This window comes from Streptomyces durhamensis (genome assembly GCF_000725475.1).
Classification (GTDB): domain Bacteria; phylum Actinomycetota; class Actinomycetes; order Streptomycetales; family Streptomycetaceae; genus Streptomyces; species Streptomyces filipinensis.
In genome coordinates this window covers 279,209-304,734 of sequence record NZ_JNXR01000012.1, presented here as the reverse complement: position 1 = coordinate 304,734, position 25,526 = coordinate 279,209, and the positions used below count along the sequence as shown (strand labels likewise).

At 71.9% G+C, this 25,526-nt stretch carries 21 protein-coding genes; 11 read left to right on the top strand and 10 right to left on the bottom strand.

The features are described 5' to 3' along the window. The first annotated feature begins 6 nt into the window (after positions 1–6). The 3 genes from IO33_RS0119065 to IO33_RS0119055 all read left to right on the top strand — a co-directional run bounded on the left by IO33_RS0119065 (position 7) and on the right by IO33_RS0119055 (position 3,096). A complete protein-coding gene (locus tag IO33_RS0119065; protein WP_031166466.1) occupies positions 7–951 on the top strand; it encodes an RluA family pseudouridine synthase in 945 nt (314 codons plus the stop codon). Beyond that, positions 948–1,415, top strand: coding sequence for a GNAT family N-acetyltransferase (locus tag IO33_RS0119060; protein WP_031166465.1), 468 nt, complete (start codon positions 948–950; stop codon positions 1,413–1,415). Before IO33_RS0119065 ends, IO33_RS0119060 begins: the two co-directional genes overlap by 4 nt. Positions 1,416–1,509: 94 nt before the next feature. Continuing rightward, complete coding sequence (locus IO33_RS0119055; protein WP_031166464.1) at positions 1,510–3,096, top strand: Na+/H+ antiporter; 1,587 nt, start codon at positions 1,510–1,512, stop codon at positions 3,094–3,096. Between the two features lie 62 nt (positions 3,097–3,158). Here the strand turns inward: IO33_RS0119055 and IO33_RS0119050 are convergent, their stop codons facing one another. After that, positions 3,159–4,265 (bottom strand): mechanosensitive ion channel family protein, encoded by a 1,107-nt coding sequence (locus IO33_RS0119050; protein ID WP_031166462.1) that lies wholly within the window; start codon positions 4,263–4,265, stop codon positions 3,159–3,161. 105 nt (positions 4,266–4,370) lie between these two features. Here IO33_RS0119050 and IO33_RS0119045 point away from each other — a divergent pair, with 105 nt between their 5' ends. Beyond that, positions 4,371–4,949, top strand: coding sequence for a dienelactone hydrolase family protein (locus tag IO33_RS0119045; protein ID WP_031166460.1), 579 nt, complete (start codon positions 4,371–4,373; stop codon positions 4,947–4,949). A gap of 7 nt (positions 4,950–4,956) precedes the next feature. Here IO33_RS0119045 and IO33_RS0119040 read toward each other — a convergent pair whose 3' ends face one another. The 4 genes from IO33_RS0119040 to IO33_RS0119025 all read right to left on the bottom strand — a co-directional run bounded on the left by IO33_RS0119040 (position 4,957) and on the right by IO33_RS0119025 (position 9,741). Then, complete coding sequence (locus IO33_RS0119040) at positions 4,957–6,627, bottom strand: alkaline phosphatase D family protein (protein ID WP_031166458.1); 1,671 nt, start codon at positions 6,625–6,627, stop codon at positions 4,957–4,959. Positions 6,628–6,719: 92 nt separating this feature from the next. Further along, positions 6,720–7,562, bottom strand: a complete 843-nt coding sequence (locus IO33_RS0119035) for a thioredoxin domain-containing protein (RefSeq protein ID WP_031166456.1) — start codon at positions 7,560–7,562, stop codon at positions 6,720–6,722. 80 nt (positions 7,563–7,642) lie between these two features. Beyond that, positions 7,643–8,332: a hypothetical protein gene (locus IO33_RS0119030; protein WP_031166454.1), complete on the bottom strand. Its 690-nt coding sequence runs from the start codon at positions 8,330–8,332 to the stop codon at positions 7,643–7,645. A 68-nt stretch (positions 8,333–8,400) separates the two neighbouring features. Beyond that, positions 8,401–9,741 carry a DUF2252 domain-containing protein gene (locus IO33_RS0119025; RefSeq protein ID WP_031166452.1) on the bottom strand — a complete coding sequence of 447 codons (1,341 nt, stop codon included), beginning with the start codon at positions 9,739–9,741 and terminating at the stop codon, positions 8,401–8,403. A gap of 222 nt (positions 9,742–9,963) precedes the next feature. Between IO33_RS0119025 and dnaE the strand changes: the two genes are divergently transcribed. Continuing rightward, positions 9,964–13,503: a DNA polymerase III subunit alpha gene (gene dnaE, locus IO33_RS0119020; protein WP_031166450.1), complete on the top strand. Its 3,540-nt coding sequence runs from the start codon at positions 9,964–9,966 to the stop codon at positions 13,501–13,503. A 71-nt stretch (positions 13,504–13,574) separates the two neighbouring features. Here the strand turns inward: dnaE and IO33_RS51240 are convergent, their stop codons facing one another. Continuing rightward, complete coding sequence (locus IO33_RS51240; protein ID WP_167349459.1) at positions 13,575–13,751, bottom strand: hypothetical protein; 177 nt, start codon at positions 13,749–13,751, stop codon at positions 13,575–13,577. 225 nt (positions 13,752–13,976) lie between these two features. Here IO33_RS51240 and IO33_RS0119010 point away from each other — a divergent pair, with 225 nt between their 5' ends. From IO33_RS0119010 to IO33_RS0118995, 4 genes are all read left to right on the top strand, one after another. Continuing rightward, positions 13,977–15,188 carry an NYN domain-containing protein gene (locus IO33_RS0119010; protein WP_031166447.1) on the top strand — a complete coding sequence of 404 codons (1,212 nt, stop codon included), beginning with the start codon at positions 13,977–13,979 and terminating at the stop codon, positions 15,186–15,188. A 137-nt stretch (positions 15,189–15,325) separates the two neighbouring features. Further along, positions 15,326–16,339 (top strand): ABC transporter ATP-binding protein, encoded by a 1,014-nt coding sequence (locus IO33_RS0119005; protein WP_051926853.1) that lies wholly within the window; start codon positions 15,326–15,328, stop codon positions 16,337–16,339. A 64-nt stretch (positions 16,340–16,403) separates the two neighbouring features. After that, the gene (locus tag IO33_RS0119000; protein WP_031166442.1) at positions 16,404–17,225 is read left to right on the top strand and encodes an ABC transporter permease; all 822 of its coding nucleotides are present in this window, start codon (positions 16,404–16,406) and stop codon (positions 17,223–17,225) included. Between the two features lie 34 nt (positions 17,226–17,259). Beyond that, on the top strand, positions 17,260–17,895 hold the full coding sequence (locus IO33_RS0118995; protein ID WP_031166440.1) for a hypothetical protein: 636 nt from the start codon (positions 17,260–17,262) through the stop codon (positions 17,893–17,895). A 952-nt stretch (positions 17,896–18,847) separates the two neighbouring features. Here IO33_RS0118995 and ybaK read toward each other — a convergent pair. The 4 genes from ybaK to IO33_RS0118975 all read right to left on the bottom strand — a co-directional run bounded on the left by ybaK (position 18,848) and on the right by IO33_RS0118975 (position 22,933). Continuing rightward, on the bottom strand, positions 18,848–19,351 hold the full coding sequence (gene ybaK, locus IO33_RS0118990) for a Cys-tRNA(Pro) deacylase (RefSeq protein WP_031166437.1): 504 nt from the start codon (positions 19,349–19,351) through the stop codon (positions 18,848–18,850). 30 nt (positions 19,352–19,381) lie between these two features. Then, complete coding sequence (locus IO33_RS0118985; RefSeq protein WP_031166435.1) at positions 19,382–20,122, bottom strand: LON peptidase substrate-binding domain-containing protein; 741 nt, start codon at positions 20,120–20,122, stop codon at positions 19,382–19,384. 11 nt (positions 20,123–20,133) lie between these two features. Further along, on the bottom strand, positions 20,134–21,219 hold the full coding sequence (locus IO33_RS0118980; RefSeq protein ID WP_245235833.1) for a hypothetical protein: 1,086 nt from the start codon (positions 21,217–21,219) through the stop codon (positions 20,134–20,136). Positions 21,220–21,355: 136 nt separating this feature from the next. Then, positions 21,356–22,933: an oxidoreductase gene (locus tag IO33_RS0118975; protein WP_031166431.1), complete on the bottom strand. Its 1,578-nt coding sequence runs from the start codon at positions 22,931–22,933 to the stop codon at positions 21,356–21,358. Between the two features lie 163 nt (positions 22,934–23,096). Between IO33_RS0118975 and hisD the strand changes: the two genes are divergently transcribed. Then, positions 23,097–24,422: a histidinol dehydrogenase gene (hisD, locus tag IO33_RS0118970; RefSeq protein ID WP_031166428.1), complete on the top strand. Its 1,326-nt coding sequence runs from the start codon at positions 23,097–23,099 to the stop codon at positions 24,420–24,422. Then, positions 24,419–25,525, top strand: a complete 1,107-nt coding sequence (locus tag IO33_RS0118965; RefSeq protein WP_031166426.1) for a histidinol-phosphate transaminase — start codon at positions 24,419–24,421, stop codon at positions 25,523–25,525. The genes hisD and IO33_RS0118965 overlap by 4 nt, the downstream gene beginning before the upstream one ends. Position 25,526 lies beyond the last annotated feature (1 nt).

Genomic DNA, 25,526 nt, shown 5'->3' with positions numbered 1-25,526 from the left:
CGACGGGTGAGCACGATTCCCGAGATCCGTACCCTGCCCGTGCCCGACGGCCTGGAGGGCGAGCGTGTCGACGCCGCCATCTCCCGGATGTTCGGCTTCTCCCGCACGAAGGCCGCGGAGCTGGCCGCGGCCGGCAAGGTCCAGGTCGACGGCGCGGTGGTCGGCAAGTCCGAGCGGGTGCGCGGCGGCGCCTGGCTCGAGGTCGAGATGCCGCAGGCGCCCGCGCCGGTGCAGGTGGTCGCCGAGCCGGTCGAGGGCATGGAGATCGTGCACGACGACGAGGACGTGGTCGTGATCGTCAAGCCGGTCGGCGTGGCCGCGCACCCGTCGCCGGGCTGGAGCGGCCCCACCGTCATCGGCGGACTCGCCGCCGCCGGGTACCGGATCTCCACCTCCGGCGCCGCCGAGCGCCAGGGCATCGTGCACCGCCTGGACGTCGGCACCTCGGGCCTGATGGTGGTCGCCAAGTCGGAGCGGGCCTACACCTCGCTCAAGCGCCAGTTCAAGGAGCGCACGGTCGACAAGCGCTACCACACCCTCGTCCAGGGCCACCCGGACCCCACGAGCGGCACGATCGACGCGCCCATCGGCCGCCACCCCCACCACGACTACAAGTGGGCCGTCACGGCCGAAGGCAAGCCCTCCGTGACGCACTACGACCTCATCGAGGCGTTCCGTGCCGCCTCCCTGCTGGACGTGAAGCTGGAGACCGGCCGCACCCACCAGATCCGCGTCCACATGTCCGCCCACCGCCACCCCTGCGTCGGCGACCTCACCTACGGCGCCGACCCCACCCTCGCCAAGCGGCTGCGCCTGACACGCCAGTGGCTGCACGCCGTGCGCCTGGGCTTCGAGCACCCCGGGGACGGCCAGTGGGTGGAGTTCGCGAGCGACTACCCCGAGGACCTGCAGGAGGCCCTCGACCAGGTCCGCGAGGAGACGTACGCGTGAGCACGCCGTACACCGTCCGGATCGCCGCGGACCCCGCCGACCGCGAGGCGTGCTTCGCGGTCCGCAAGGAGGTCTTCGTCGTCGAACAGGGCGTCGCCGAGGACATCGAGTACGACGCCTACGACGCGGTCGCGGTGCATGTGCTGGCGGTCCGCGGGGACGGCGTGCCGCTCGGCACGGGACGGCTGCTGCTCGGCGAGGCCGCGGCGGCGAAGACGGGCGGGGACGCCTCGGTGGGCTCCCTGGGGCGGCTCGCCGTCTCCCGCGAGGCCCGCGGGCTCGGTGTCGGCGTGGCCCTGGTGCGGGCCATCGAGGACGCGGCACGCGCGCGCGGCCTCGCCGCGGTGGACCTGCACGCGCAGACCCACGCCCTGGGTTTCTACGAGCGCCTCGGCTATGTGGCGTACGGCCCGGAGTTCCCGGACGCCGGCATCCCGCACCGGGCGATGCGCCGGTCCCTGTAGGCGCGTGCCACGCCGCCGGGCGGCAGGCGTCCGTGCCGGCGCGATGGCAGGCTTGAGGCCTGCCGTGTGAGCGTCGACCCCCGGAGCGCCGGCCGTGGATCAGTTGGCCCTGCTGTTCGTACTGCTGCTCGGGGCCCTGGTGAGCGTCCCGGTGGGCGACCGGTTCGGGGTGCCGGCGCCGGTGCTGATGACGCTGTTCGGCGGGGTCCTCGCGGTGGCCGACTTCGTGCCCGACGTGGACATCCCGCCGGACCTGATCCTGCCCGGGCTGCTGCCCCCGCTGCTCTACGCCGCCGTACGCCGCACCTCCTGGCGTCAGTTCGCGGCCAACATCCGCCCGATCTTCCTGCTGGCCGTCGCCCTGGTGTTCGTGACGACGGTGTGCGTGGCCTTCGTGGCCCACACGATCGTGCCGGGGCTGCCGATCGCCGCCGCCGTCGCGCTCGGCGCGCTGATCGCACCGCCCGACCCGGTCGCCGCGACCAGCGTCGCCGGGCAGCTCGGGCTGCCGCGCCGCCTGGTGTCGATCCTGGAGGGCGAGGGCCTCTTCAACGACGTGACGGCCATCGTGCTGTACCACGTGGCCGTCGCCGCGGCCGTGAGCGGCTCGTTCTCGCCCTGGCGGGCCGGCCTGGACCTGGTGCTGTCCGCCGTCGTCGCGGTGACCGTGGGCCTGGTGCTCGGCTGGGGCGCGAACAAGCTGATGGACCTGCTGGGCGATCCGACCCTGCAGATCGGCATGACCCTGCTGGTCCCCTACGCCTCCTACGTGCTCGCGGAGAAGATGCGGGGCTCGGGGGTGCTGGCGGTGCTCACCACGGCGCTCTTCCTCGCCGAGTACGCCAGCGACGCCGACGACGTGATGACCCGGCTCGCCGGGCACACCTTCTGGGACATCATCGACACCCTCGTCACGGGCGTGGCCTTCGGGCTCATCGGCCTGGAGCTGCACAACGCCATCCGCACGGCCCAGGGGCGCTGGGGCGAGATGCTCGGCTGGTCCGCCGCCGTCGTGGCCGTGGTGATCGTCGTACGGCTGGTGTGGCTGCTGCCCGCGACCTGGCTGACCAAGCGGCTGCACGCGCGGCGGGACTACGACGAGGAGATCCCGGTGAGCTGGCGGGAGACCGTCGTGATGTGGTGGTCCGGGATGCGCGGGGTGGCCTCGGTGGCGCTGGCGCTGGCCGTCCCGCTGAAGACCGGTGACGGATCCCCGTTCCCCGACCGGGACGAGATCGTCTTCATCGCCTTCGGGGTGATCATCGTCACGCTGGTCCTGCAGGGGCTCACCCTGCCGTCGTTGGTGAGGTGGCTGGGGGTGCAGGCCGACTCCGAGCGCGAGAAGGAGTTCGAGAAGGAGCTGGCGGTGCGCGCCGCGAAGGCCGCCAAGCGCCGGCTGCGGGAGATCGAGCAGGTGGAGGACCTGCCGGAGGAGCTGTCGGAGCAGATGCTGCGGCGCGCCTTCGACATCGGGATCCGGATCAGCCCCGACATGGGGGAGGAGGAGCGCAGGGAGGCGCAGCACCAGCGGGTCAGGCGGCTGAAGCGGATCCGGCGCATCCAGAACGAGATGCTCAGCGCGGCGCGGCACGAGGTGCTGGCGGCACGGAGCGAGCCGGGCGCGGATCCCGAGATCGTGGACCGGGTGCTCCGGCATCTGGACGTGCGCAGTCTGCGCTGAGCACCCCACCCGCGCACCGCCCGCGGCATCGCCTGCGGCCCCCGGCACCGCCTCCGGCGCGGTCAGCCGCGGCCGGTGCGGGGGAAGTCGTAGGCCTTGCGCAGCGAGGTGCCGTCGGGCGGCGGGATGCGGCTCGGCGGGTGTACGGCCTCCGCGGTGTTGACCCGGGGGAGGGCGTAGGGGTGTTCCGTCGACAGCCAGGTGATCATCTGCTCGCGGACCGTGACCCGTACCGTCCAGATGTCGTCGGCGTCCTTCGCGGTCACCAGGGCGCGCGCCTGGAGGGTGTTCGGTGTGGTGTCCGTCACCACCAGGCCGTAGGCGCGGCCGTCCCAGGCCGGGCACTGGCGCAGGATGTCCCGCAGCTTCTCGCGCATGGCCTCGATCGGCGCGCTGTGGTCGAGGTGCCAGTAGACGATGCCCGTCATCTGCGGGGTGCCGCGGGACCAGTTCTCGAAGGGCTTGGACGTGAAGTACGACACGGGCATGGTGATCCGGCGCTCGTCCCAGGTCCGCACCGTCAGGAAGGTGAGGGTGATCTCCTCGACGGTGCCCCACTCGCCGTCCACCACGACGGTGTCGCCTATGCGCACCATGTCGCCGAAGGCGATCTGCAGCCCGGCGAACATGTTCGACAGCGTCGACTGGGCGGCCACACCGGCCACGATGCCGAGGATGCCGGCCGACGCCAGCAGCGAGGCACCGGCCGCGCGCATCGCCGGGAACGTCAGCAGCATCGAGGCGGCGGCCACGACGATGACGATCGCGGACACCACCCGCATGATCAGCTCCACCTGGGTGCGCACCCGGCGCACCCGGGCCGCGTCGCGGTGGGCGCGCGCGTAGCGGGTGTAGGTCGTCTCGACGATCGCCGCGGCGATCCGGATCACCAGCCAGGCGGCGGATCCGATCAGCACCAGCGTCAGCGTCCGGCCGATGCCGGCCTGGTGTCGCTCCAGCAGCTTCGTCTGGTCGTACGACCCGCGGAGCAGGGCGGCGCACAGCACGAGCTGGTAGGGGATGCGGGCCCGGCGCAGCAGCCCCCACAGGGGCGTGTCGTGGTCGCGGTCGTCGGCCTTGCGCAGCAGCCGGTCGGTGCCCCAGCCGATGGCCAGGGTCAGCAGCACCGAGCCGCCGAGCACGAGCAGGGGGCGGAGTACGGTCTCCATGCCTCCGCTCCTAACCGGCCCGCGGCGGTCATGAACATGTGAGTTCGGCGCGTTCCTGGGTACGGCGGCACCGGCACCCTCGTATCCGGCTGGCACCATGGCCTCATGAACATCATGCTTTTTCACTCGACCTACGGCCTCAGGCCCGCGGTGCGCGACGCCGCGGACCGGCTGCGCGCGGCGGGCCACGAGGTGTGGACGCCGGACCTCTTCGAGGGGCGCACGTTCGACACCGTCGAGGAGGGCATGGAGTTCAACGAGCGGACCGGCAAGGAGGAGCTGCTGAAGCGGGCCGTGCTGGCGGCGGCCCCGTACTCCGAGCGAGGGCTGGTCTACGCCGGGTTCTCGCTCGGCGCCTCCATCGCGCAGACCCTCGCCCTCGGCGACGACAGGGCGCGCGGGCTGCTGCTTCTGCACGGCACGTCGGACATCGCGCCGACCGCGCACGTGGACGGGCTGCCGGTGCAGCTGCACGTGGCCGAGCCGGACCCGTTCGAGACGGACGACTGGCTGAGCGCCTGGTATCTGCAGATGGGCCGGACCGGAGCCGATGTGGAGGTCTACCGGTACCCGGGCGCCGGGCACCTCTACACCGACCCGGAGCTGCCGGACTACGACGCCGAGGCCGCCGAGGCCACCTGGCGGGTGGCGCTCGGCTTCCTCGACGACCTGCGGTCCGCGTAGCCGACGGCTACACCGGGTCGTAGGTCCGCTCGACCTTCTGCGTGCCGCTGCGGGTGCGGTAGGAGCGCACCCACTTGGAGGTCGCGCCCGCGTCGGTGCGGTCGGACAGGACGTAGTAGTCCATCTGCGCGCGGCCGGCGGTGATGTCCAGCACGCCGTAGCCGTGCCGGTCGGTGTCCACCCAGTGGACGTGCCGGTTGGCGGCCTCGATGACCGGCGCGGCGAGCGCGGAGACCGTGCCCTCGGGGACCTTGACGATGTCGTCGAGGTTGTCGGAGGTCACCGACGTGATGACGAACTCGGTGGCCGCCGACGGCGACAGCGGGTAGGTGCCCGCGTCCATCGGCACGTCGTTGGCCCAGGACATGTGGATGTCACCGGTCAGGAAGACGGTGTTGCCGATGGCGTTCGAGCGCAGGTGGTCGAGCAGTTCGCGGCGGTCGTGGGTGTAGCCGTCCCACTGGTCGGTGTTGACGCCGATGCCGTCCTGCGGCAGACCGAGCAGCTTGGCGAGCGGCTTGAGCAGGTCGGCGGTCAGGGAGCCGATGACGAACGGCGCGATCATCACGGAGTTGCCCACCAGCCGCCACTTGGTGTCGGAGGCCTTCAACCCGGTCTTCAGCCAGTCCAGTTGGGCCCGGCCGGTGATGGTCCGGTTCGGGTCGTCCACCGAGCCGGTGCCGGCGGACGCCTGCTGGGAGCGGAACGAGCGCAGGTCCAGCAGGGACAGGTCGGCGAGCTTGCCGAAGCGCAGCCGCCGGTAGGTGGTGCCCTCGACGGCGGGACGGACGGGCATCCACTCGAAGTAGGCCTGCTTGGCGGCCGCCTTGCGGGCGGTCCAGGTGCCCTCGGCGCCCTCGGTGTGGTTGACCGCACCGCCCGACCAGGCGTTGTCGGCGAACTCGTGGTCGTCCCAGATCGCGATGACCGGTGCCTTCACGTGCAGGGCCTGCAGGTCGGGGTCGGTCTTGTACGTGGCGTGCCGGACGCGGTAGTCGGCGAGCGTGAGGGTCTCGTTGGCGGGCGCGTGCGGGCGGACGACCGTGCCGCGGGCCGCGTACTCGCCGGACTTGTACTCGTAGATGTAGTCGCCGAGATGCAGCCAGGCGTCCAGGTCGCTGCGGGCCGCGAGGTGGCGGTAGGCGGAGAAGTAGCCGCCCTCCCAGTTGGCGCAGGAGACCACGCCGAAGCGGAGGCCGCTGACGTCCGCGTTCGCCGCCGGCGCGGTGCGGGTGCGCGCCACCGGCGAGTCGGTGCCGCCGGCCGAGAACCGGAACCAGTAGTCGGTGGCCGGTTCCAGACCGCGGACATCGGCCTTCACGGTGTGGTCGGAGACGGCGCTCGCGGTGACGGAGCCCTTGGCGACGATGCTGGTGAACGCCTTGTCCTTGGCGACGACCCAGTTCACCTCGGTGTCCGGGCCCAGCCCGGAGCCCGCGGTGGCCTCCGGCGTCGGGGTCACACGGGTCCACAGCAGGACGCCGTCGGGCAGCGGGTCACCGGAGGCGACGCCGTGCAGGAAGGCGGGAGCCTGGTCGGCGGCGCGCGCCGGGAGGGCGGCGGCGAGCGGGCCCGCCAGCACAGCGGTCGCCGCCGCGGCCTTGACGACCGTACGGCGGCGAGGGGAGAAGGAGTTGAGGCCTGTGGACGCCTCGGATGCTCTGTATCGACTGGTCACGACCGATCAGGTTACTGATCGGTATGAGCAAGAGCGGGCGAACTCCGAAAGTTCGCCCGCTCTTCACACGGAGGCCGGTTTCCGAGGCGCCGTCAGCTCTTGAGGGCCGCGTCCACCAGCCTGTTGAAGTCGGCGACCGTCATGGGCGGGTGGCCCTGGCTGTCGGTGGTGAGCATCTTGCCGTTCATGACGAAGCTCGGGGTGCCGCTCACGCCGTCCTTGTTGGTGTCCCAGGTCTTCGACATGGCCACCGCCCAGGCGTCGTAGGTGCCGCTCTTCACGGCCTTCTGGAACGCCGCGTTGTTCTTCAGCGCCGGGACGGTGTCGGCGACCTCCAGGAGGTAGTCGTCGCTCTTGAACTTGTCGTCCGTCTCGGCGGGGTGGTACTTCGCGGAGTACAGCGCGCTCTTGTACTCCAGGAACGCCTCCGGGCTGACGTTCAGCGCGGCGCCCATGGCGCTCATGGCGTTCTTGGAGCCCTCGCCGTTGGCGCCGATCTTGCCGTTCTTCAGCGAGTCGCCGTCGAGGAAGGTGCCGCCGATGAACTGGATCTTGAACTTGCCGTCGTCGATGTCCTTCTTCACGGTCGGGCCGACGGCCTGCTCGAAGGAGGCGCACACGGGGCAGCGCGGGTCCTCGTAGACCTTGAGGGTCTTCTTGGCGGTGTCCTTGCCGATGACCACCGTGGTGCCGTCGGTGCCCGTGGTGTGGGCCGGGGCGACGACCTTGGCGTCCTTCAGGCCTTCCCAGTAGCTGGGCTTGCTCGCCTGCACGACGGCGTAGCCGATGCCGCCGGCCGCGGCCAGCACGGCCACGACCGAGGCGGCCACGATGACCTGCCGCTTGGCCTTGTCGCGCTTGGCCTGCCGCTCGCGCTCCTGCCGCAGCCGCTCCCGGGCCGCCGTCTTCGCCGTCTGGCTGTTCCGCTTGCTCATGTGGGTGATCTCCATGTGGGACGCGCACAGGTCGTACGCGGGATACGTGTGGGGGACTGGAGGTGCTCAGACGCTGCCGCTCACAGGGCGGCGGCAGCGGGTGAGCACGGCGGTCCACGCCGTCCCAGGGAGTGCACGAGAAGACGGTCGCGGGCGGCGGCGCGGCGCGGCGCCGGGCGCGGCACCCGGCGGACCGGGGCCGGCCGGACGGTGACCGCGGCCACCGCGAGCAGCAGCGGCCGGAAGGTGGTGGCGCCGACCGCGCGCAGCAGCTGGACCAGCGCCCGCTCGCCCCGGCGCAGCCAGGCGGCGGCGAGCAGGCCGACGCCGATGTGCGCGGCGAGCAGCAGCCAGGCGGCCACCGGAGTGGCGTGCGCGAGCAGCGCATCCGGGCGGCCCTGGGCGCGGGTCATCTGGGCCAGCGGGGTGCCGACCGCGCCGCCCTCGCACAGCACCTTGAAGCCGAAGGCGTGCAGCGGGCCGGCGACCGGGCCGCCCGCCCGGCCGTAGCAGGCGTGCTGGCCGGTGGTGAACACCGTGTCGGCGGCCAGTTCCAGCGGGATCAGCAGGGCCGCGATCCGGCCGAAACCGCGCTCGCGGCCCGCCAGCGCGTACGCGGTGACGAACACGCCGGCAAAGACCGCCAGCACGCTCGTCACCGGCAGCGGGGCCCGCGACAGCAGCACGTGCGACGCGGTGCTGAGCGTCACGACGACAGCCGTGAACAGCGCCGCGCGGACGGCTCTGAACTGGGTCCCGGATATGTCCATAGCGAAAGAAGAGTCTGTCACGTACGCGGTTAAGGGACCCCTAAAGGGTGCCTGTGGGTGCGCGTAGGTTACAGCCCCGGAATCCGGCCGTTGCGGAACAGGTCGACGAAGATCTGGTGGTCCGCGCGCGCCCGTGCGCCGTAGCGGTGCGCGAAGTCCACCATGAGCGGCGCGAAGCCCTCCTCGTCGGCCGCGAGCGCGGCGTCGATCGCCCGCTCGGTCGAGAACGGCACCAGGGACTCCCCGGACTGGTCGTCCGCCGCCGCGTGCATGGTGGCGGTGGCCCGGCCCAGGTCGGCGACGACGGCCGCGATCTCCTCCGGGTCGTCGATGTCGCCCCAGTCCAGGTCGACGGCGTACGGCGAGACCTCGGCCACCAGCTGGCCGGCGCCGTCCAGCTCGGTCCAGCCCAGCCACGGGTCGGCGTGGGCCTGCAGGGCCCGCTGGGAGATCACCGTGCGGTGCCCCTCGTGCTGGAAGTAGCCGGCGATGGCCGGATCCGTGATGTGCCGGGAGACGGCCGGGGTCTGCGCCTGCTTGATGTAGATCACGACGTCGTTCTCCAGGGCGTCGCTGTGCCCCTCCAGGAGGATGTTGTACGACGGCAGGCCGGCCGAGCCGATGCCGATGCCGCGGCGGCCGACGACGTCCTTCACCCGGTAGGAGTCCGGGCGGGCCAGGGAGGAGTCCGGCAGCGTCTCCAGGTACCCGTCGAAGGCCGCGAGGACCTTGTAGCGGGTGGCGGCGTCCAGCTCGATGGAGCCGCCGCCCGGCGCGAAGCGCCGCTCGAAGTCGCGGATCTCGGTCATCGAGTCCAGCAGCTCGAAACGGGTCAGCGACCGGGCGGCCCGCAGGGCGCCCAGCAGCGGCCCGTCGGCGGTGTCCAGCGTGAACGGCGGCACCTCGTCGCTCTTGGCGCCCGTGGCCAGGGCGTGGATGCGCTCGCGGTAGGCGGCCGCGTAGACCGTCACGAGCTCGGTGATCTGCTCGTCACTGAGCGCCTTCGCGTACCCGATGAGCGCGATCGACGCCGAGAAGCGCTGCACATCCCAGGTGAACGGGCCGACGTAGGCCTCGTCGAAGTCGTTGACGTTGAAGACCAGGCGGCCGTTGGAGTCCATGTACGTGCCGAAGTTCTCCGCGTGCAGATCGCCGTGGATCCACACGCGCGAGGTGCGGTCGTCCAGGTACGGGCCGCCGCGCTTCGAGCCGAACTGGGTGTTCGCGCTGAGGTCGTGGTAGAAGAGGCACGCCGTGCCCCGGTAGAACGCGAAGGCCGAGGCCGCCATCTTCCGGAACTTCACCCGGAACGCGGCCGGGTCGGCGGCCAGGAGCCGGCCGAAGGCGGTGTCGAAGACGGCGAGGATCTCCTCGCCGCGCTGCTCGTCGCTGAGCTGGGGGACCGACATCGCGAGATGCCTCCTGGTGCGGGAGTGGTGCATGGATGTGCATGAACGGGTACGACGGCGCTTCCGCCGTCTCCAACGGGCGACGCCACGCGGGAGTGCCCGGTTCCCGCATGAAGGTACGCGGGGAAGCCCGCCGGGTGTCAGTGCCGGGGCATAGACTTCGACGCTGACCCCGCAACCGTCCCCCACCCGTCGCCGAGCGTTCCCGTTGGAGGCCATACCGTGTCAAAGCCGCCCTTCACGCACCTGCACGTCCACACGCAGTACTCGCTGCTGGACGGTGCCGCGCGGCTCAAGGACATGTTCAACGCCTGCAACGAGATGGGCATGACGCACATCGCCATGTCCGACCACGGCAACCTCCACGGGGCGTACGACTTCTTCCACTCCGCGAAGAAGGCCGGAATCACCCCGATCATCGGGATCGAGGCTTATGTCGCCCCGGAGTCCCGGCGGAACAAGCGCAAGATCCAGTGGGGCCAGCCGCACCAGAAGCGGGACGACGTCTCCGGTTCCGGCGGTTACACCCACAAGACGATGTGGGCCGTGAACAAGACCGGCCTGCACAACATCTTCCGCCTCTCCTCGGACGCCTACGCCGAGGGCTGGCTGCAGAAGTGGCCCCGGATGGACAAGGAGACCATCGCCCAGTGGTCCGAGGGCATCGTCGCCTCCACCGGCTGCCCGTCCGGCGAGGTGCAGACCCGGCTGCGCCTCGGCCACTTCGACGAGGCCCTGAAGGCCGCCGCCGACTACCAGGACATCTTCGGCAAGGACCGGTACTTCCTGGAGCTGATGGACCACGGCATCGAGATCGAGCGCCGGGTCCGCGACGGCCTCCTGGAGATCGGCAAGAAGCTCGGCATCCCCCCGCTGGTCACCAACGACTCGCACTACACCTACGCGCACGAGGCCGGCGCCCACGACGCCCTGCTGTGCATCCAGACCGGCAAGAACCTCTCCGACCCGGACCGCTTCAAGTTCGACGGCACCGGCTACTACCTGAAGTCCACAGACGAGATGTACGCCATCGACTCCTCGGACGCCTGGCAGGAAGGCTGCGCCAACACGCTCCTCGTCGCCGAGATGGTCGACACCACCGGCATGTTCGAGAAGCGCGACCTCATGCCCAAGTTCGACATCCCCGAGGGCTACACCGAGGTCACCTGGTTCAAGGAGGAGGTCCGCCGCGGCATGGAACGCCGCTTCCCGGGCGGCATCCCCGAGGACCGCCAGAAGCAGGCCGACTACGAGATGGACGTCATCATCTCGATGGGCTTCCCCGGCTACTTCCTGGTGGTCGCCGACTTCATCATGTGGGCCAAGAACAACGGCATCGCGGTCGGCCCCGGCCGAGGCTCCGCCGCCGGTTCGATCGTCGCCTACGCCATGGGCATCACCGACCTCGACCCGATCCCGCACGGCCTGATCTTCGAGCGCTTCCTCAACCCCGAGCGCATCTCGATGCCCGATGTCGACATCGACTTCGACGAGCGCCGGCGCGTCGAGGTGATCCGCTACGTGACCGAGAAGTACGGCGCCGACAAGGTCGCCATGATCGGCACCTACGGCACCATCAAGGCCAAGAACGCCATCAAGGACTCCGCGCGCGTGCTGGGCTACCCGTACGCGATGGGCGACCGCATCACCAAGGCCATGCCCGCCGACGTCCTCGGCAAGGGCATCCCGCTGTCCGGCATCACCGACCCCAGCCACCCGCGCTACAGCGAGGCCGGCGAGGTCCGCGGGATGTACGAGAACGAGCCGGACGTGAAGAAGGTCATCGACACCGCCCGCGGTGTGGAGGGCCTGGTCCGGCAGATGGGCGTGCACGCCGCCGGCGTGATCATGTCCAGCGAGACCATCACCGAGCACGTCCCGGTCTGGGTCCGGCACACCGACGGCGTGACCATCACCCAGTGGGACTACCCGAGCTGCGAGTCGCTCGGCCTGCTGAAGATGGACTTCCTGGGCCTGCGCAACCTCACGATCATGGACGACGCCGTCAAGATGGTGAAGGCCAACAAGGGGGTCGACATCGACCTCCTGGGCCTCCCGCTCGACGACCCGACGACCTTCGAACTGCTCCAGCGCGGCGACACCCTCGGCGTCTTCCAGTTCGACGGCGGCCCCATGCGCTCGCTGCTGCGCCTGATGAAGCCCGACAACTTCGAAGACATCTCCGCCGTGTCGGCCCTGTACCGCCCGGGCCCGATGGGCATGAACTCCCACACGAACTACGCGCTGCGCAAGAACAAGCAGCAGGAGATCACGCCCATCCACAAGGAGCTCGAAGAGCCCCTCGAAGAGGTCCTGGCGGTCACCTACGGCCTGATCGTCTACCAGGAGCAGGTGCAGAAGGCCGCCCAGATCATCGCCGGGTACTCGCTCGGCGAGGCCGACATCCTCCGCCGCGTCATGGGCAAGAAGAAGCCCGACGAGCTGGCGAAGAACTTCACCATCTTCCAGGCCGGCGCCCGCAAGAACGGCTACAGCGACGAGGCGATCCAGGCCCTGTGGGACGTGCTGGTCCCGTTCGCCGGCTACGCCTTCAACAAGGCACACTCCGCCGCGTACGGCCTGGTGTCCTACTGGACCGCCTACCTGAAGGCGAACTACCCCGCCGAGTACATGGCCGCCCTGCTGACGTCCGTCAAGGACGACAAGGACAAGTCGGCGATCTACCTCAACGAATGCCGCCGCATGGGCATCAAGGTGCTCCCGCCGAACGTCAACGAGTCGGTGCACAACTTCGCCGCGCAGGGCGACGACGTGATCCTGTTCGGCCTGGAGGCCGTGCGCAACGTCGGCACGAACGTGGTCGAGTCGATCATCAAGAGCCGCAAGGCCAAGGGCAAGTACGCCTCCTTCCCCGACTACCTCGACAAGGTCGAGGCGGTCGCGTGCAACAAGCGCACCACGGAGTCGTTGATCAAGGCGGGTGCGTTCGACACCCTGGGGCACACCCGCAAGGGCCTCACCGCGCAGTACGAACCGATGATCGACAACGTGGTCGCGGTCAAGCGCAAGGAGGCCGAGGGCCAGTTCGACCTCTTCGGAGGCATGGGCGAGGAGGAGAGCAGCGAGCCCGGCTTCGGGCTCGACGTGCAGTTCGCCGACGAGGAGTGGGACAAGACCTATCTGCTCGCCCAGGAGCGGGAGATGCTCGGTCTGTACGTCTCCGACCACCCGCTCTTCGGCCTGGAGCACGTGCTGTCCGACAAGGCCGACGCGGGCATCGCCCAGCTCACCGGAGGCGAGCACGCGGACGGCGCGGTCGTCACCATCGGCGGCATCATCTCCGGCCTGCAGCGCAAGATGACCAAGCAGGGCAACGCCTGGGCCATCGCCACCGTCGAGGACCTCGCCGGCTCCATCGAGTGCATGTTCTTCCCGGCGACCTACCAGCTGGTGTCGACCCAACTCGTCGAGGACGCCGTGGTGTTCGTCAAGGGACGCCTCGACAAGCGCGAGGACGTGCCCCGGCTCGTCGCCATGGAGCTGATGGTCCCGGACCTGTCCAACGCGGGCACCAACGCGCCCGTGATCCTCACCATCCCCGCCGTGAAGGTGACCCCGCCGATGGTCAGCCGGCTCGGCGAGATCCTCAGCCACCACAAGGGCGACAGCGAGGTCCGCATCAAGCTCCAGGGCCCGCGCAAGACCACCGTGCTGCGCCTGGACCGGCACCGGGTCAAGCCCGACCCGGCGCTGTTCGGCGACCTGAAGGTACTGCTCGGCCCGTCCTGCCTGGCCGGCTGACGGCATGACGTGCGAAGGGGCGCACCCGGGTCGGGTGCGCCCCTTCACTGTGCCTGGGCTTCAACTGCCCTTTAGTTGTGGCCGAAGCTCTTCTGCTTCTTGCGCGCAACATCCGCGGGGCTGCCCTGGATGTGCGTCACCGGAGACTCGTGGTTCTCCTGCGACCGCTGCGCGTGCTCATGGGCCTGCTCGGGCTGCGACGCGCGGTTCTGCGGGCCACCCTGCTTGCGGTTCTTGTTCTTGGCCATGGTGATCTGCCTCCTGTGGGGGATCTAGGGGCCAGGGCCGGGACCAGATTCACATAAGCTGACATCACGCGCATGTCGGATAATTACCGTGTGTGACAGGGGTGGTGGGCGAGCCGGATCCGCAAACGCCACGCCGAAGATCGAGTTCGGGCCGTTAACCTCCGCGCCGTCGGGCAGACTCGAAGGAAGTCCGAAGCAAAGCCTCCCGGGAAGAGGGTGAGACGCGTGGACCGCTGCATCGTCCTGGTGGACGCCGGGTACCTGCTGGGAGCCGCCGCCAGCCTCCTCGCGGGTGAGCCCTCGCGGTCCCGGATCACCGTCGACCACACCGCGCTGATCCAGGCCCTGCGCGAGCGCGCCGAGTCGGAGACCGAGCAGCCGCTGCTGCGCATCTACTGGTTCGACGGCGCCCCCGACCGTGTCCCCCAACCGGAGCATCGCCGGCTGCGCGTGATGCCCCGTGTCACCGTCCGGCTCGGCGCCCTCACCCGCAGCGACGGACGGTGGGCGCAGAAGGGCGTCGACGCCGCCATGCACGCCGAGCTGACCGAGCTGGCCCGTAACCGCGCCTGCTCCGACGTCGTCCTCGTCACCGGCGACGGCGATCTGCTGCCCGGCATGATGGCCGCCAAGGAACACGGCGTCGCCGTCCACCTGTGGGCCGTCCAGGCCGCCGACGGCGACTACAACCAGTCCGAGGACCTGGTCGCCGAGGCCGACGAACGGCGCGTACTGGACCGCGCCTGGATCACCCAGGCCGTCCGTGCCAAGGAGCTGACCGGGGTCTGCGCCCCGCCGCCCGCGCCCCGGCCCGAGATCGCCGCGATCCTCTCCGCGCCCCTGCCCGAGTCCGCGCTCGCCGCGGCGGCCGAGCGGCCGGCCGACCAGGGCCCGCCCCCGCCGGCCGCCGCCGCGACCGGGAACGGCACCCAGGAACGGGCCGCCGCCAAGGGCGTACCCACGCCGAAGGACCTCGCCGCGCTGCGCGCGCCCGGAGCGCAGCCCGTCCAGCACCCCGCGACCGCGACCCTGCGCTGGTCCTCCGACAAGGGCTGGGTGGACCGGCCGGGCGTCGCCGAGCCGCCCGATATCGCCTCCATGCCGACGCTCGCCCAGCTCACCACGGCCGAGCAGCGGTGGGCCGACCGCGAGGAGGACATCACCACCGTCGGCGGCGACCCGTACGAGGTGGGACAGGTCTTCGCCCGCCGCTGGATCTCCCGGCTCGGCGACCAGGGCCATCTGCAGAAGCTGTCGCAGATGTATCCGCGGGTCCCGCACCGCATCGACGGGGAGCTGCTGCGGTACGCCGCACGGTTCGGGCTGCTCGCCCACAAGGACGACCAGATCGACGAGCACGACCGCTACGCCATTCGGGCGGGGTTCTGGCGGGAGATCGACGTCCCGGCCGCAGCGGAGAGCGCCACGGGGGAGTGAGCCGTTCGGGGCTGCGGTGAGGGCGGCACCGCCGCTCCCCGCGGCTGAGCGCCGCCGCGGCGGGAATCCTTACGGAGCACGTACGAAAGCGCCCCCAAAGGCGAGTAAAGCCCCCCGACCCCGTACTCTCGTCCCTTGTGAGTACGCGCGCGGCACAGGCACTTCGGCATGACGAGGTCGTACGCGTGCGCGGGCTCCACAAGAGCTATCCGGCCGTGAAGGGGCGGCGCGGCGCGCCGGGGACCCCCGCGGTGCGGGCCACCGACGGGGTCGAGCTGGACGTGCGGCGCGGAGAGGTGTTCGGGCTGCTCGGGCCGAACGGCGCCGGCAAGTCCACCCTCGTACGGCAGCTCACCGGGCTGCTCCGGCCCGACTCCGGCAGCGTCGAGATCCTCGGGCACGACATCGTCCGGCATCCCGAACGGGCCGCGCGCATCCTCGCCTACCTGGGCCAGGAGTCCTCCGCGCTGGACGAGCTGACCGTCTCCCTCGCCGCCGAGACCACCGCACGGCTGCGCGGCCTGGACGCACGGCGGGCGCGGGCCGAGCGGGACGCCGTACTGGAGGAGCTGGGGCTCACGCCGATCGCCGGGCGGGCGCTGAAGAAGCTGTCCGGTGGACAGCGCAGGCTCGCCTGTCTCGCCGCCGCCCTCGTCGGCGAACGGCCGCTGCTCGTGCTGGACGAGCCCACCACCGGCATGGACCCGGTGGCCCGGCGCGCGGTCTGGGCGGCTGTGGACCGGCGGCGCGCCGAGCGCGGTACGACCGTGCTGCTGGTCACCCACAACGTCATCGAGGCCGAGACCGTGCTCGACCGGGTCGCCGTCATCGACCAGGGCCGCGTCATCGCCTGCGACACGCCGGCCGGGCTGAAGGAACAGGTCGCCGGCGAGGTGCGGGTCGAGCTGGTGTGGCGGGAGCGGGCCCCGCTGGAGGTGCCCGAGGTGGCCGTGCTGCGCGAGCGTGCGGTGGAGTCCGGCCGGCGCTGGACGCTCCGGCTCGCGCCCGAGGAGGCCCGCGCCGCCGTCGCCACCGTGACCGGCGGGGCCGCCTTCGCGGCCCTGGACGACTTCACGCTCGCCACGCCCAGCCTGGAGGACGTCTACCTGGCGCTGGGCGGCGCGGCACGGCAGGGGCTGGTGAAGGCGTGAGCGCGGGGGCCGTGCCATGCGTATGGGTCTGTGCGACTGCCGCAGGGAAGAGGAGCAGCTCGTCGTGAGTGTCGTACCCGCCGAGGTTCTGCCGGGCGGCGGCCGGGTCATCCAGGAGACGGCGCCGGCCGCGGCCGAACTGGGCCCGCCCGCGAGGCTGTGGCCGTCGCTGGCGGCCGTCTACCGGGCGCAGCTGTCCCGGGCCCGGGTGGCGCGGATCCCGCTGCTGTTCGTGGCCACCTTCCAGTCCGTCGGCATCGCCGTGATGATGCGCGGTGTCGTCGACAGCGGCAGCGAGGCCCAGTCGGTGGTGGCGGGCTCGTCGGTGCTGGTGGTCGCGTACGTGGCGCTGAACCTGCTGTCGCAGTACTTCGGGCAGCTACGGGCCAGCGGCGGGCTCGACCACTACGCCACCCTGCCCGTGCCGCCGGCCGCGGTGGTGCTGGGCGCGGCGGCGGCGTACGCCTCCTTCACCGTGCCCGGGACGCTGGTGACCGCCGTCTTCGGGTGCGTGCTGTTCGGGCTGCCGCTGTCCAACCTGTGGATCCTGGTGGCCGTGATCCCGCTCGCCGGGGCCGCGCTGGCCGGGCTCGGCGCCGCCTGCGGACTGCTCGCGCCGCGGCCCGAGCTGGCCACGTTGCTCGGGCAGCTGGGCATGTCGGCGGCGCTGCTGCTGGGCGTCCTGCCGGCCGACCGGATGCCGGAGATCATCCGGCTGGCGCGGGATCTGCTGCCCTCGACCTACGGCGTGGAGGCGTACGCCCGGACTTTCGGGGCACACCCGGACTGGGCCGTCGTCCTGGTCGATCTGGGGGTGTGCGCGGGTGTCGGAGTGGTCTCGCTGGCCGTCGCGACCTGGGCGTACCGCAGGGCCGCCGTCCGGTGACGCGGCGCACAGCACCACCTGGCACGATGGCAGGGTGACCGCACCGTTGACTCCGCCACCGCACGAAGACTCCCCGCACCAGGTCCGGCAGGCACCGCCGCCTGCCGGGGCGCCGGGCGAGGGCACGTACGAACAGGACGGCCCCGGGATGAAGACCGAAGTGCGGGACGCCGCCGTCATCACCGTGGCCGTGGCCCTGGGCGGGGTGCTGCTGGGGCTGCTGTGGTGGTGGCTGGCGCCGCACGTGCCGCTGATAGGCGACCGGGTGGGCACCGGCTGGGTGGTCTACGTCAAGGACAGCGAGGGCGAGCAGGCGGTCGGGGTGGACGGTACGTTCACCCTGCTGGGCCTGGCCTTCGGAGCCGTCAGCGCGGTGGCCGTCTTCCTGCTCCGGCGGCGCGGGGGTGTGCCGGTCGTGGTGGCGCTGGGCCTGGGCGCGCTGCTCGGGTCGTTGCTGGCGTGGCGGCTGGGGGTGTGGCTGGGGCCGGAGTCCGACGTGCTCGCGCATGCGAAGGCCGTGGGGAAGGGGGTCACCTTCTCCGCGCCGCTGAAGCTGGGCGCGAAGGGCGCGCTGCTGGCATGGCCGCTGGGTGCGCTGCTGGTCCACCTCGGGCTCACGGCGCTGTTCGGTCCCCGGGATCCCGAAGAGACCTACCCACAGCACCCCTAGCTCTCCGCCGCCGCGGAGGCCGGCCCAGCCGACGCCCCCGACCCAGCCCACGCACGCCGTCCCGCCCCGTCCGCGCCGGCCCGGCGACGGCATCCGTCCGCACCGGCCGGTCGGCGCGGTCGCTCGTCTGCGCCAGCTGGTCGATCATGGCGTTTCTTGTACGTCGGCCGGTCGGTTCGGCTGCGGGGTTCGTGTCCGTCGGCCGACTGGCTGGGTCGTGGCGTCCGTCCGCGTCGGCCGACTGGCTGGGTCGTGGCGTCCGTCCGCGTCGGCCGACTGGCTGGGTCGGCGTTCGTCTGCGCCGGCGGCCTGGATCGACTACGGCGTCCGTCAGTCCGCCAGATCCCTTCGGCCACGGCGTTCGCCCCTGCCGTCCGGTCCGCTGGGGCGTTCGTCTGCGCCGGCGGCCTGGATCGACTACGGCGTCCGTCAGTCCGCCAGATCCCTTCGGCCACGGCGTTCGCCCCTGCCGTCCGGTCCGCTGGGCCGCGGCGTTCGCCCGCCCCGGCCGACTGGCTGGGTTGTGGCGCTCTCTTCGGCCACCGCGTTCGCCCCTGCCGTCCGGTCCGCTGGGCCACCTCCGCGCCGAGCGAGGGTCGGCCGTGGCATCCGTCCGGTCCCGCCCGGGCGGCTCGGCCTCAGCACCCGTCCGCGCCGGCCGACCGGCTCGGCCACGGCGTCTGTCGGTCCCGCCCGGTCCGCTCGGTCACTGCCTCGTCAGGTCCGCCCGATTCGTTCGGTCACTGCCTCGTCAGACCCGCCCGGTCCGGTCGGCCACCGGCTTCGGCAGGCCCGGCCGGTCGCTGCCTCCATGAGGCTCGGCCGATTCGCTCGGTCGCTGCCTCCGTCAGGCTCGGCCGGGCCGGTGGGTCGGTGCCTCTGTCAGGCTCGGCCGGGCCGGTGGGTCGCTGCTTCCATGAGGCTCGGCCGGGCCGGTCGGTCGGTGACTTCGTCAGGCTCGGCCGATCGGGGCCAGTACCGCGCTCGTCAGGCTTGCCAGATCTGCCGGTGCCAACTCCACTTCCAGGCCCCGCCGGCCCGCCGACACGCAGATCGTCTCGTGCGCCCCGGCCGAGTCGTCCAGGACCGTCGGGAGTCGCTTGCGCTGGCCGAGGGGGGAGATGCCGCCCCGTACGTACCCCGTGGTGCGCTCCGCCAGCGTCGGGTCGGCCATCGTCGCCCGCTTGCCGCCCACCGCCGCCGCCAGGGCCTTCAGGTCCAGGGAGCCGGACACCGGGACCACCGCCACCGTCAGGGTGCCGTCGACGTCCGCCACCAGGGTCTTGAAGACGCGGTCGGGGGACACACCCATGGCCTCGGCGGCCTCCTCGCCGTAGGAGGGGTGGGAGGGGTCGTGGTCGTAGGAGTGGACCGTGAAGTCCAGGCCGGCCGACGACAGGGCGACCGTCGCGGGAGTGCCCCCGGACTGCTGCTGCTTCTTCGTCTTCTTCGCCATCGGTGTCGCGCGCGTTCCCTCGGTCCTCGGTCAGTTCAGGCTCGTCGGCGCCCGCGTCAGCTCGAACGCGGGCAGCGAGGGAAGACTACGGATGATGGACGTCTCGGAGCGAAGGAGTTTCAGCTCGTCCCGGAGCCTGGACGCGGTGTCGGGTGCCTGGAGCAGCCGCTGCTTGGTCGGCGTGTCGTGCACCATCGCCGCCGCCACCAGGTAGGACACCACCGACGGGTCGTCGGGCAGGTCCGTGCCCGTGGACAGCGACCGCTCGCGGGCGCCCGCGAGCCGCTTCTGGTACTGGCGGAAGGAGCGCAGCACCCCCTCGGCCAGCGCGCCCGCCTCGTCGCCCGGCTCCTCCGGCAGCTCCTCCAGCTCCGCCGTCAGGAAGGGGCCCGAGGCGTCGACGGACAGCAGCCGCACCCGGGTCGTACCCGTCGCCAGCACCTCGTAGGTGCCGTCGGCCCGCTCCCGGATGGTCGCCGCGTCCGCCACGCATGCCACCCCGTGGAAGGCCTTGAGCGGATCCGGGCCGAAGCCGGCGGACGGCCCGCGTTCGGGCTGTGCGGTGGGGTCCGGCATGCCGGGGGCGCTCGGCGCCACCTCGTGGCCGTCGCGGATGGCCACGACGGCGAACCGGCGCGGCTCCTCCTCCGGGGTCTTGAGCAGTTCGCGCATCATGGCGCGATACCGCTCCTCGAAGACGTTCAGCGGCAGCACGAGTCCCGGGAACAGCACTGTGTTCAGCGGGAAGAGCGGGAGACGGACGGTGGTCACGGCGCCCCAGCCTAGTGGTCACCGGCGCGGTCGTGTCCGCCGTGCTCGCCGAGGGGGGCCTGGGACCAGGTCATCAGCCCCGCAGGGAGGGGCCGGGGACCCGGGGACAGCAGGTGCTCGCGCAGCCGCAGGAAGTGGCCGAGCGGGTCCTCGGAGAACCGCTCCCAGGGGAAGGACGTGGCGTACGGGCCGATCATGCTCAGCTGGTTGCGGGCGTCCTCCCAGCGGTCCAGGCGCATCAGGACGTACAGGAGCTTGTTGCGGATCTCGGCGGGCCACGGGTCGGCCGCCGGGAAACGCGCGGAGAACACGAGCGCCCGGTCCGCCGCGGCGTCCAGCCGGGGGCGCGGGACCTCGGGACCGCAGCCGTCCGTCAGGCAGCCGAAGGCGGCCCGGGCCGGCAGGGCCTGGACGAGCGCGTCGGCCGGGGCGTCCTGCGCGGCCTGGTCGGCGAAGTCGAAGCACTCGCGGTGCGAGGCCCGCGGGGCGTGGGGGGTGTCCCCCCACCGGACGCAGCAGGAGGCGGCCAGGTAGCGCAGGGCGGCGACATGGCAGCCGTAGTGGTGCGGGGCGCGCCGGACGGCGGCCTCCCACAGCTCCTCGAAGTACCGGTGGCCGGCCCGCGAGCCGCGCGCGTGGTCCAGCGCGATCCGCCAGGGCACCGGGTCGCGGTCGTCGGCGCGGGCGGCGGCGGTGATCAGCGGGCTCACCTCGCGCAGCAGCTCGGCGCGGGCCGGCGAGGGCCAGACGCGGTCCACCGCCAGCTGCGCCTGGACCACCAGCAGGCCGGGGTCCTGCGGGGCGGTGGCGCGCCAGAGCTCGAACCACTCGGGGCGCGAGCCGGCGAACGCGGCCAGGCGCCGCACATACCGGTCGTGGTTCTCCCAGGCGGCCGCGGCGCGGGTGTCGGCCAGCAGGCGGGCCGCGGCGTCGTACTCGCCCCGGCCGGCCGCGACCAGCGCGGGCGAGAGCCGGTCGTCGGGCGCGTCGAGCACGGGCTCGTCCCCGGCCGGCGGACGGCCGGCCGGGCGCGCGGAGCGTTTGGTCATCCGAGTGGGGCGGATGAACGAGGGCAGCAGAGCCATGGTGCCGTCCATTGAAAGTCCGCAGGTCGGCGGTGCGCCAGTGGCTTGGGTCAAGTCGCGGAAAGTTGTACGGTCCAGGGTCAAGGCCCGGTAAAGGGTGACTGTTCAACTTTTGTTCCGGCGTGACCCGCCGCTGCACCGTCCCCGGTCAGCTCCGCCGCAGCAGCCGGGTCGCCCCCGCGGCCACCGTCGTTGCCAGGACCCAGCCCAGCAGGACCATCGCCGCCGCCAGCCACTGCCAGCCGCCGCGCAGCTGCCACTGGCCGACCTGGCCGAGGTCGATCACCGGCAGCAGCAGGTCCAGCGTGAACAGGGCGGGGCTCCAGTACGGATGGCCGTCGTGGTTCATCGGCGGATGGTCCGCGTGCGCGAACGCCAGCGTGCCCGCCGCCCACAGCACCGCCATCCACACGGCGGCCCGGCCCGGCCGATAGCCGTAGGCCACCGTCCAGTCCTGCACGAACCCCCACACCTTGGCGGCCGGCGGCAGCGTCTCGCGGCGCCGGCGGTGCTTGGCGAGCAGCACCTCCCGGGCGTCCTCGTCCTCGCCGGCCGAGCGCAGGACGGCGGCCAGCCGCTCGTACGGCTCCGGGTTGTACTCGGCGGTGGCCGCCGCCACCCAGCCCAGGCGCCGGGTCAGCGGGAACGGGCCCCGCGGGACCAGGTTCTCGTAGGTGAAGCCGCCCATGTGGAGGCTGCCCGGGCCCGGCCAGCTGGCCGCGCGGTCCACCAGGTTGACGATCCGCGCTCCGGACAGCAGCACCTGGCCGCGCTGCGGGGCGTCCCCGAGGAAGCGCAGCTCCGGCGTCTGCACCCGGCGCAGCGACAGCACCTGGTCCTCGGTGAGGACGAACCGCGCCCGCTCCAGGTCGACGGCGTCCCCGAACCGCCCGTCGTCCAGCCGCAGCCCGCCCCGGCACTCGAACGGCTGGATCCGTGTCCCGCGCGCGGGTGTCGTGCCGCTCAGCAGCGGGCTGCCCACGCCGGCCGGGGTCAGGTACAGGGTCCGTTCGACGGTCAGCTGGGGCGCGTTCAGGGCGTACCGGGAGTACGGGTTGTCGAGCTTCGCACCGCGCAGACTGAGCGAGACGCCGATCTGCGCGGCACGCAGACTCAGCTCGCCGTGCGACTCCATCAGCTCCGCCTGCAGGTCCTGGCCGACGGTCAGGCCGTCCGCCGCGATCGACCGCCCGCTGCGGTCGGGGTGCACCACCGCCTGGTTGAGCAGCAGGTCGGTGCCGATCTGCGCGTCCGTCAGCCGGACCCCGTTCTGGAAGCGGCAGCGTGGCAGATGCAGATCGCCCTCGGTGTGCACCCGTGCGGCCTCCAGCCGGGGCGCCGCGCAGTCCACCAGGCGCAGGGTCGTGAACCGTGCCTCCGGCAGCAGGACCTCCTTGTCGAAGCGGCAGCCGCGCAGCTCGACGTACGGTCGTACCGTGCCGCCCGAGAGGTCCAGCGTGCCGGTGATCCGCAGGCCGGTCAGCTTCAGCGAGGACACCCGGCCCGCGAGCGCGGGCGGACCGTCCAGCAGCAGCCAGGCCACGATCCGCGCCCGCACCGTGCGCTCCGGGCCCCAGGGGTGCGCGCCGTGCGGGTCGTCCACGACGGCGTCCCCGCTGCCCAGGTCGTACACACTGCCGTTGCGGAAGGCCTGCCACATGCCCGCCTCGGTCGCGGTCAGCTCGTCCGGCAGTTCCCCGGCGACGACGCCGGCCCCCTCGGTCACCTTCGTCCTCTCCTGGTCCCGTACTTTCGTACAGCCGTTCATGCCCGTTGGGTGACGTCCGGAACACTAAAGGTGAGGGTGATCTTCCGAGTTCGGCCACGTTCTGTATCAGCCATTGATACGCGCCCACGGCTCGTGACGCCGGTCTGAGAGAATTGGGACTGTGATCTCCCGAATCGATCTGCGCGGCGACGCCCTTCCCGAGGGCCCCGCCCTGCGCGACCTGCTGCCCCGAGCCGACTTCGACGTTCAGGCCGCCCTGGAGAAGGTGCGCCCGATCTGCGAGGCCGTGCATCATCGTGGCGACGCGGCGCTGATCGACTTCGCCGAGAAGTTCGACGGAGTACGGCTGGAATCCGTCCGTGTCCCGGCCCAGGCGCTCACGGACGCGCTGGAGGCCCTCGACCCGGCCGTGCGCGCCGCCCTGGAGGAGTCCATCCGCCGCGCCCGCCTGGTCCACCGCGCCCAGCGGCGTACGACGCACACCACCCAGGTGGTGCCCGGCGGCTCCGTCACCGAGAAGTGGGTGCCGGTCGACCGCGTCGGTCTGTACGCGCCGGGCGGCCGCTCCGTCTACCCCTCGTCCGTGATCATGAACGCGGTCCCGGCGCAGGAGGCCGGCGTCGAGTCGATCGCGCTCGCCTCCCCGCCGCAGGCCGAGTTCGGCGGGCTGCCGCACCCGACGATCCTCGCCGCGTGCGCCCTGCTCGGCGTGGACGAGGTCTACGCCGCCGGCGGGGCCACGGCCGTGGCGATGTTCGCGCACGGCACCGAGTCCTGCCCGCCCGCCAACATGGTCACCGGCCCCGGCAACATCTGGGTCGCCGCCGCCAAGCGTTACTTCACCGGCAGGATCGGCATCGACGCCGAGGCCGGCCCGACGGAGATCGCGATCCTCGCGGACGACACCGCCGACCCGGTGCACGTGGCCTCGGACCTGATCAGCCAGGCCGAGCACGACCCGCTCGCGGCGGCCGTGCTGGTCACCGACTCCGTCGAGCTGGCGGAGGCGGTGGAGAAGGAGCTGGAGCCGCAGGTCGCCGCCACCAAGCACGTCGAGGACCGGATCGTGCCCGCGCTGCGGGGCCGGCAGTCCGCGATCGTGCTGGTCGACGGCATCGAGGAGGGCCTGCGCGTCGTCGACGCCTACGGCGCCGAGCACCTGGAGATCCAGACCGCCGACGCCGAGCGGGTCGCCGACCGGGTCCGCAACGCGGGCGCGATCTTCATCGGCCCCTGGGCCCCCGTCTCGCTCGGCGACTACGCGGCCGGGTCCAACCACGTCCTGCCCACCGGCGGCTGCGCCTGCCACTCCTCGGGCCTGTCCGTGCAGTCGTTCCTGCGCGGCATCCACATCGTCGACTACACCAAGGACGCGCTGGCCGAGGTCGCGCATCACGTGGTGACGCTGGCGGAGGCGGAGGACCTGCCGGCGCACGGCGCGGCGGTCAAGGCGAGGTTCGGCTGGAAGGTACCCGAGAGCAAGTGAGCGACGTGAGGATCGACGATCTTCCCGTACGGGACGAGCTGCGGGGCAAGTCCCCTTACGGCGCGCCCCAGTTGGACGTCCCCGTACGGCTGAACACCAACGAGAACCCCTACCCGCTGCCCGAGCCGCTGGTCGAGCGGATCGCGGAGCGGGTGCGGGAGGCCGCCCGCGACCTGAACCGCTACCCCGACCGGGACGCGGTGCAGCTGCGCACCGAGCTGGCCGCCTACCTGACGAAGACCGGCAAGCACCCGCTCGGCATCGAGAACGTGTGGGCCGCCAACGGCTCCAACGAGGTCATCCAGCAGCTGCTGCAGACCTTCGGCGGACCGGGCCGTACGGCGATCGGTTTCGAGCCGTCGTACTCGATGCACGCGCTCATCGCACGCGGCACGGGCACCGGCTGGATCTCGGGTCCGCGCAACGCGGACTTCACGATCGACCTCGCCGCCGCCGAACGGGCCATCGCCGAGCACCGGCCGGACGTCGTCTTCATCACCACGCCCAACAACCCCACCGGCAACGCGGTCCCGCCGGAGACGGTCCTCGCGCTGTACGAGGCGGCCCAGGCGGCCAAGCCGTCGATGGTGATCGTGGACGAGGCCTACATCGAGTTCAGCCACGGCGACTCGCTGCTGCCGCTGCTCGCGGGCCGCCCGCACCTGGTCGTCTCCCGGACCATGTCGAAGGCGTTCGGCGCGGCGGGTCTGCGCCTCGGCTATCTCGCGGCCGACCCCGCGGTCGTGGACGCCGTACAGCTGGTGCGGCTGCCGTACCACCTGTCGGCGATCACCCAGGCGACCGCCCTGGCCGCCCTGGAGCACACCGACACCCTGCTGGGGTACGTGGAGCAGCTGAAGTCGGAACGGGACCGGCTGGTCGCCGAGCTGCGTGCGATCGGTTACGAGGTCACCGAGTCCGACGCGAACTTCGTCCAGTTCGGCCGGTTCGCGAGCGCCCACGAGGCCTGGCAGAAGATCCTCGACCGGGGCGTCCTGGTCCGGGACAACGGCGTACCGGGGTGGCTGCGGGTGTCCGCCGGCACCCCGGAGGAGAACGACGCGTTCCTCGACGCGGTCCGGGAACTGAAGAAGGAGCTGTAGG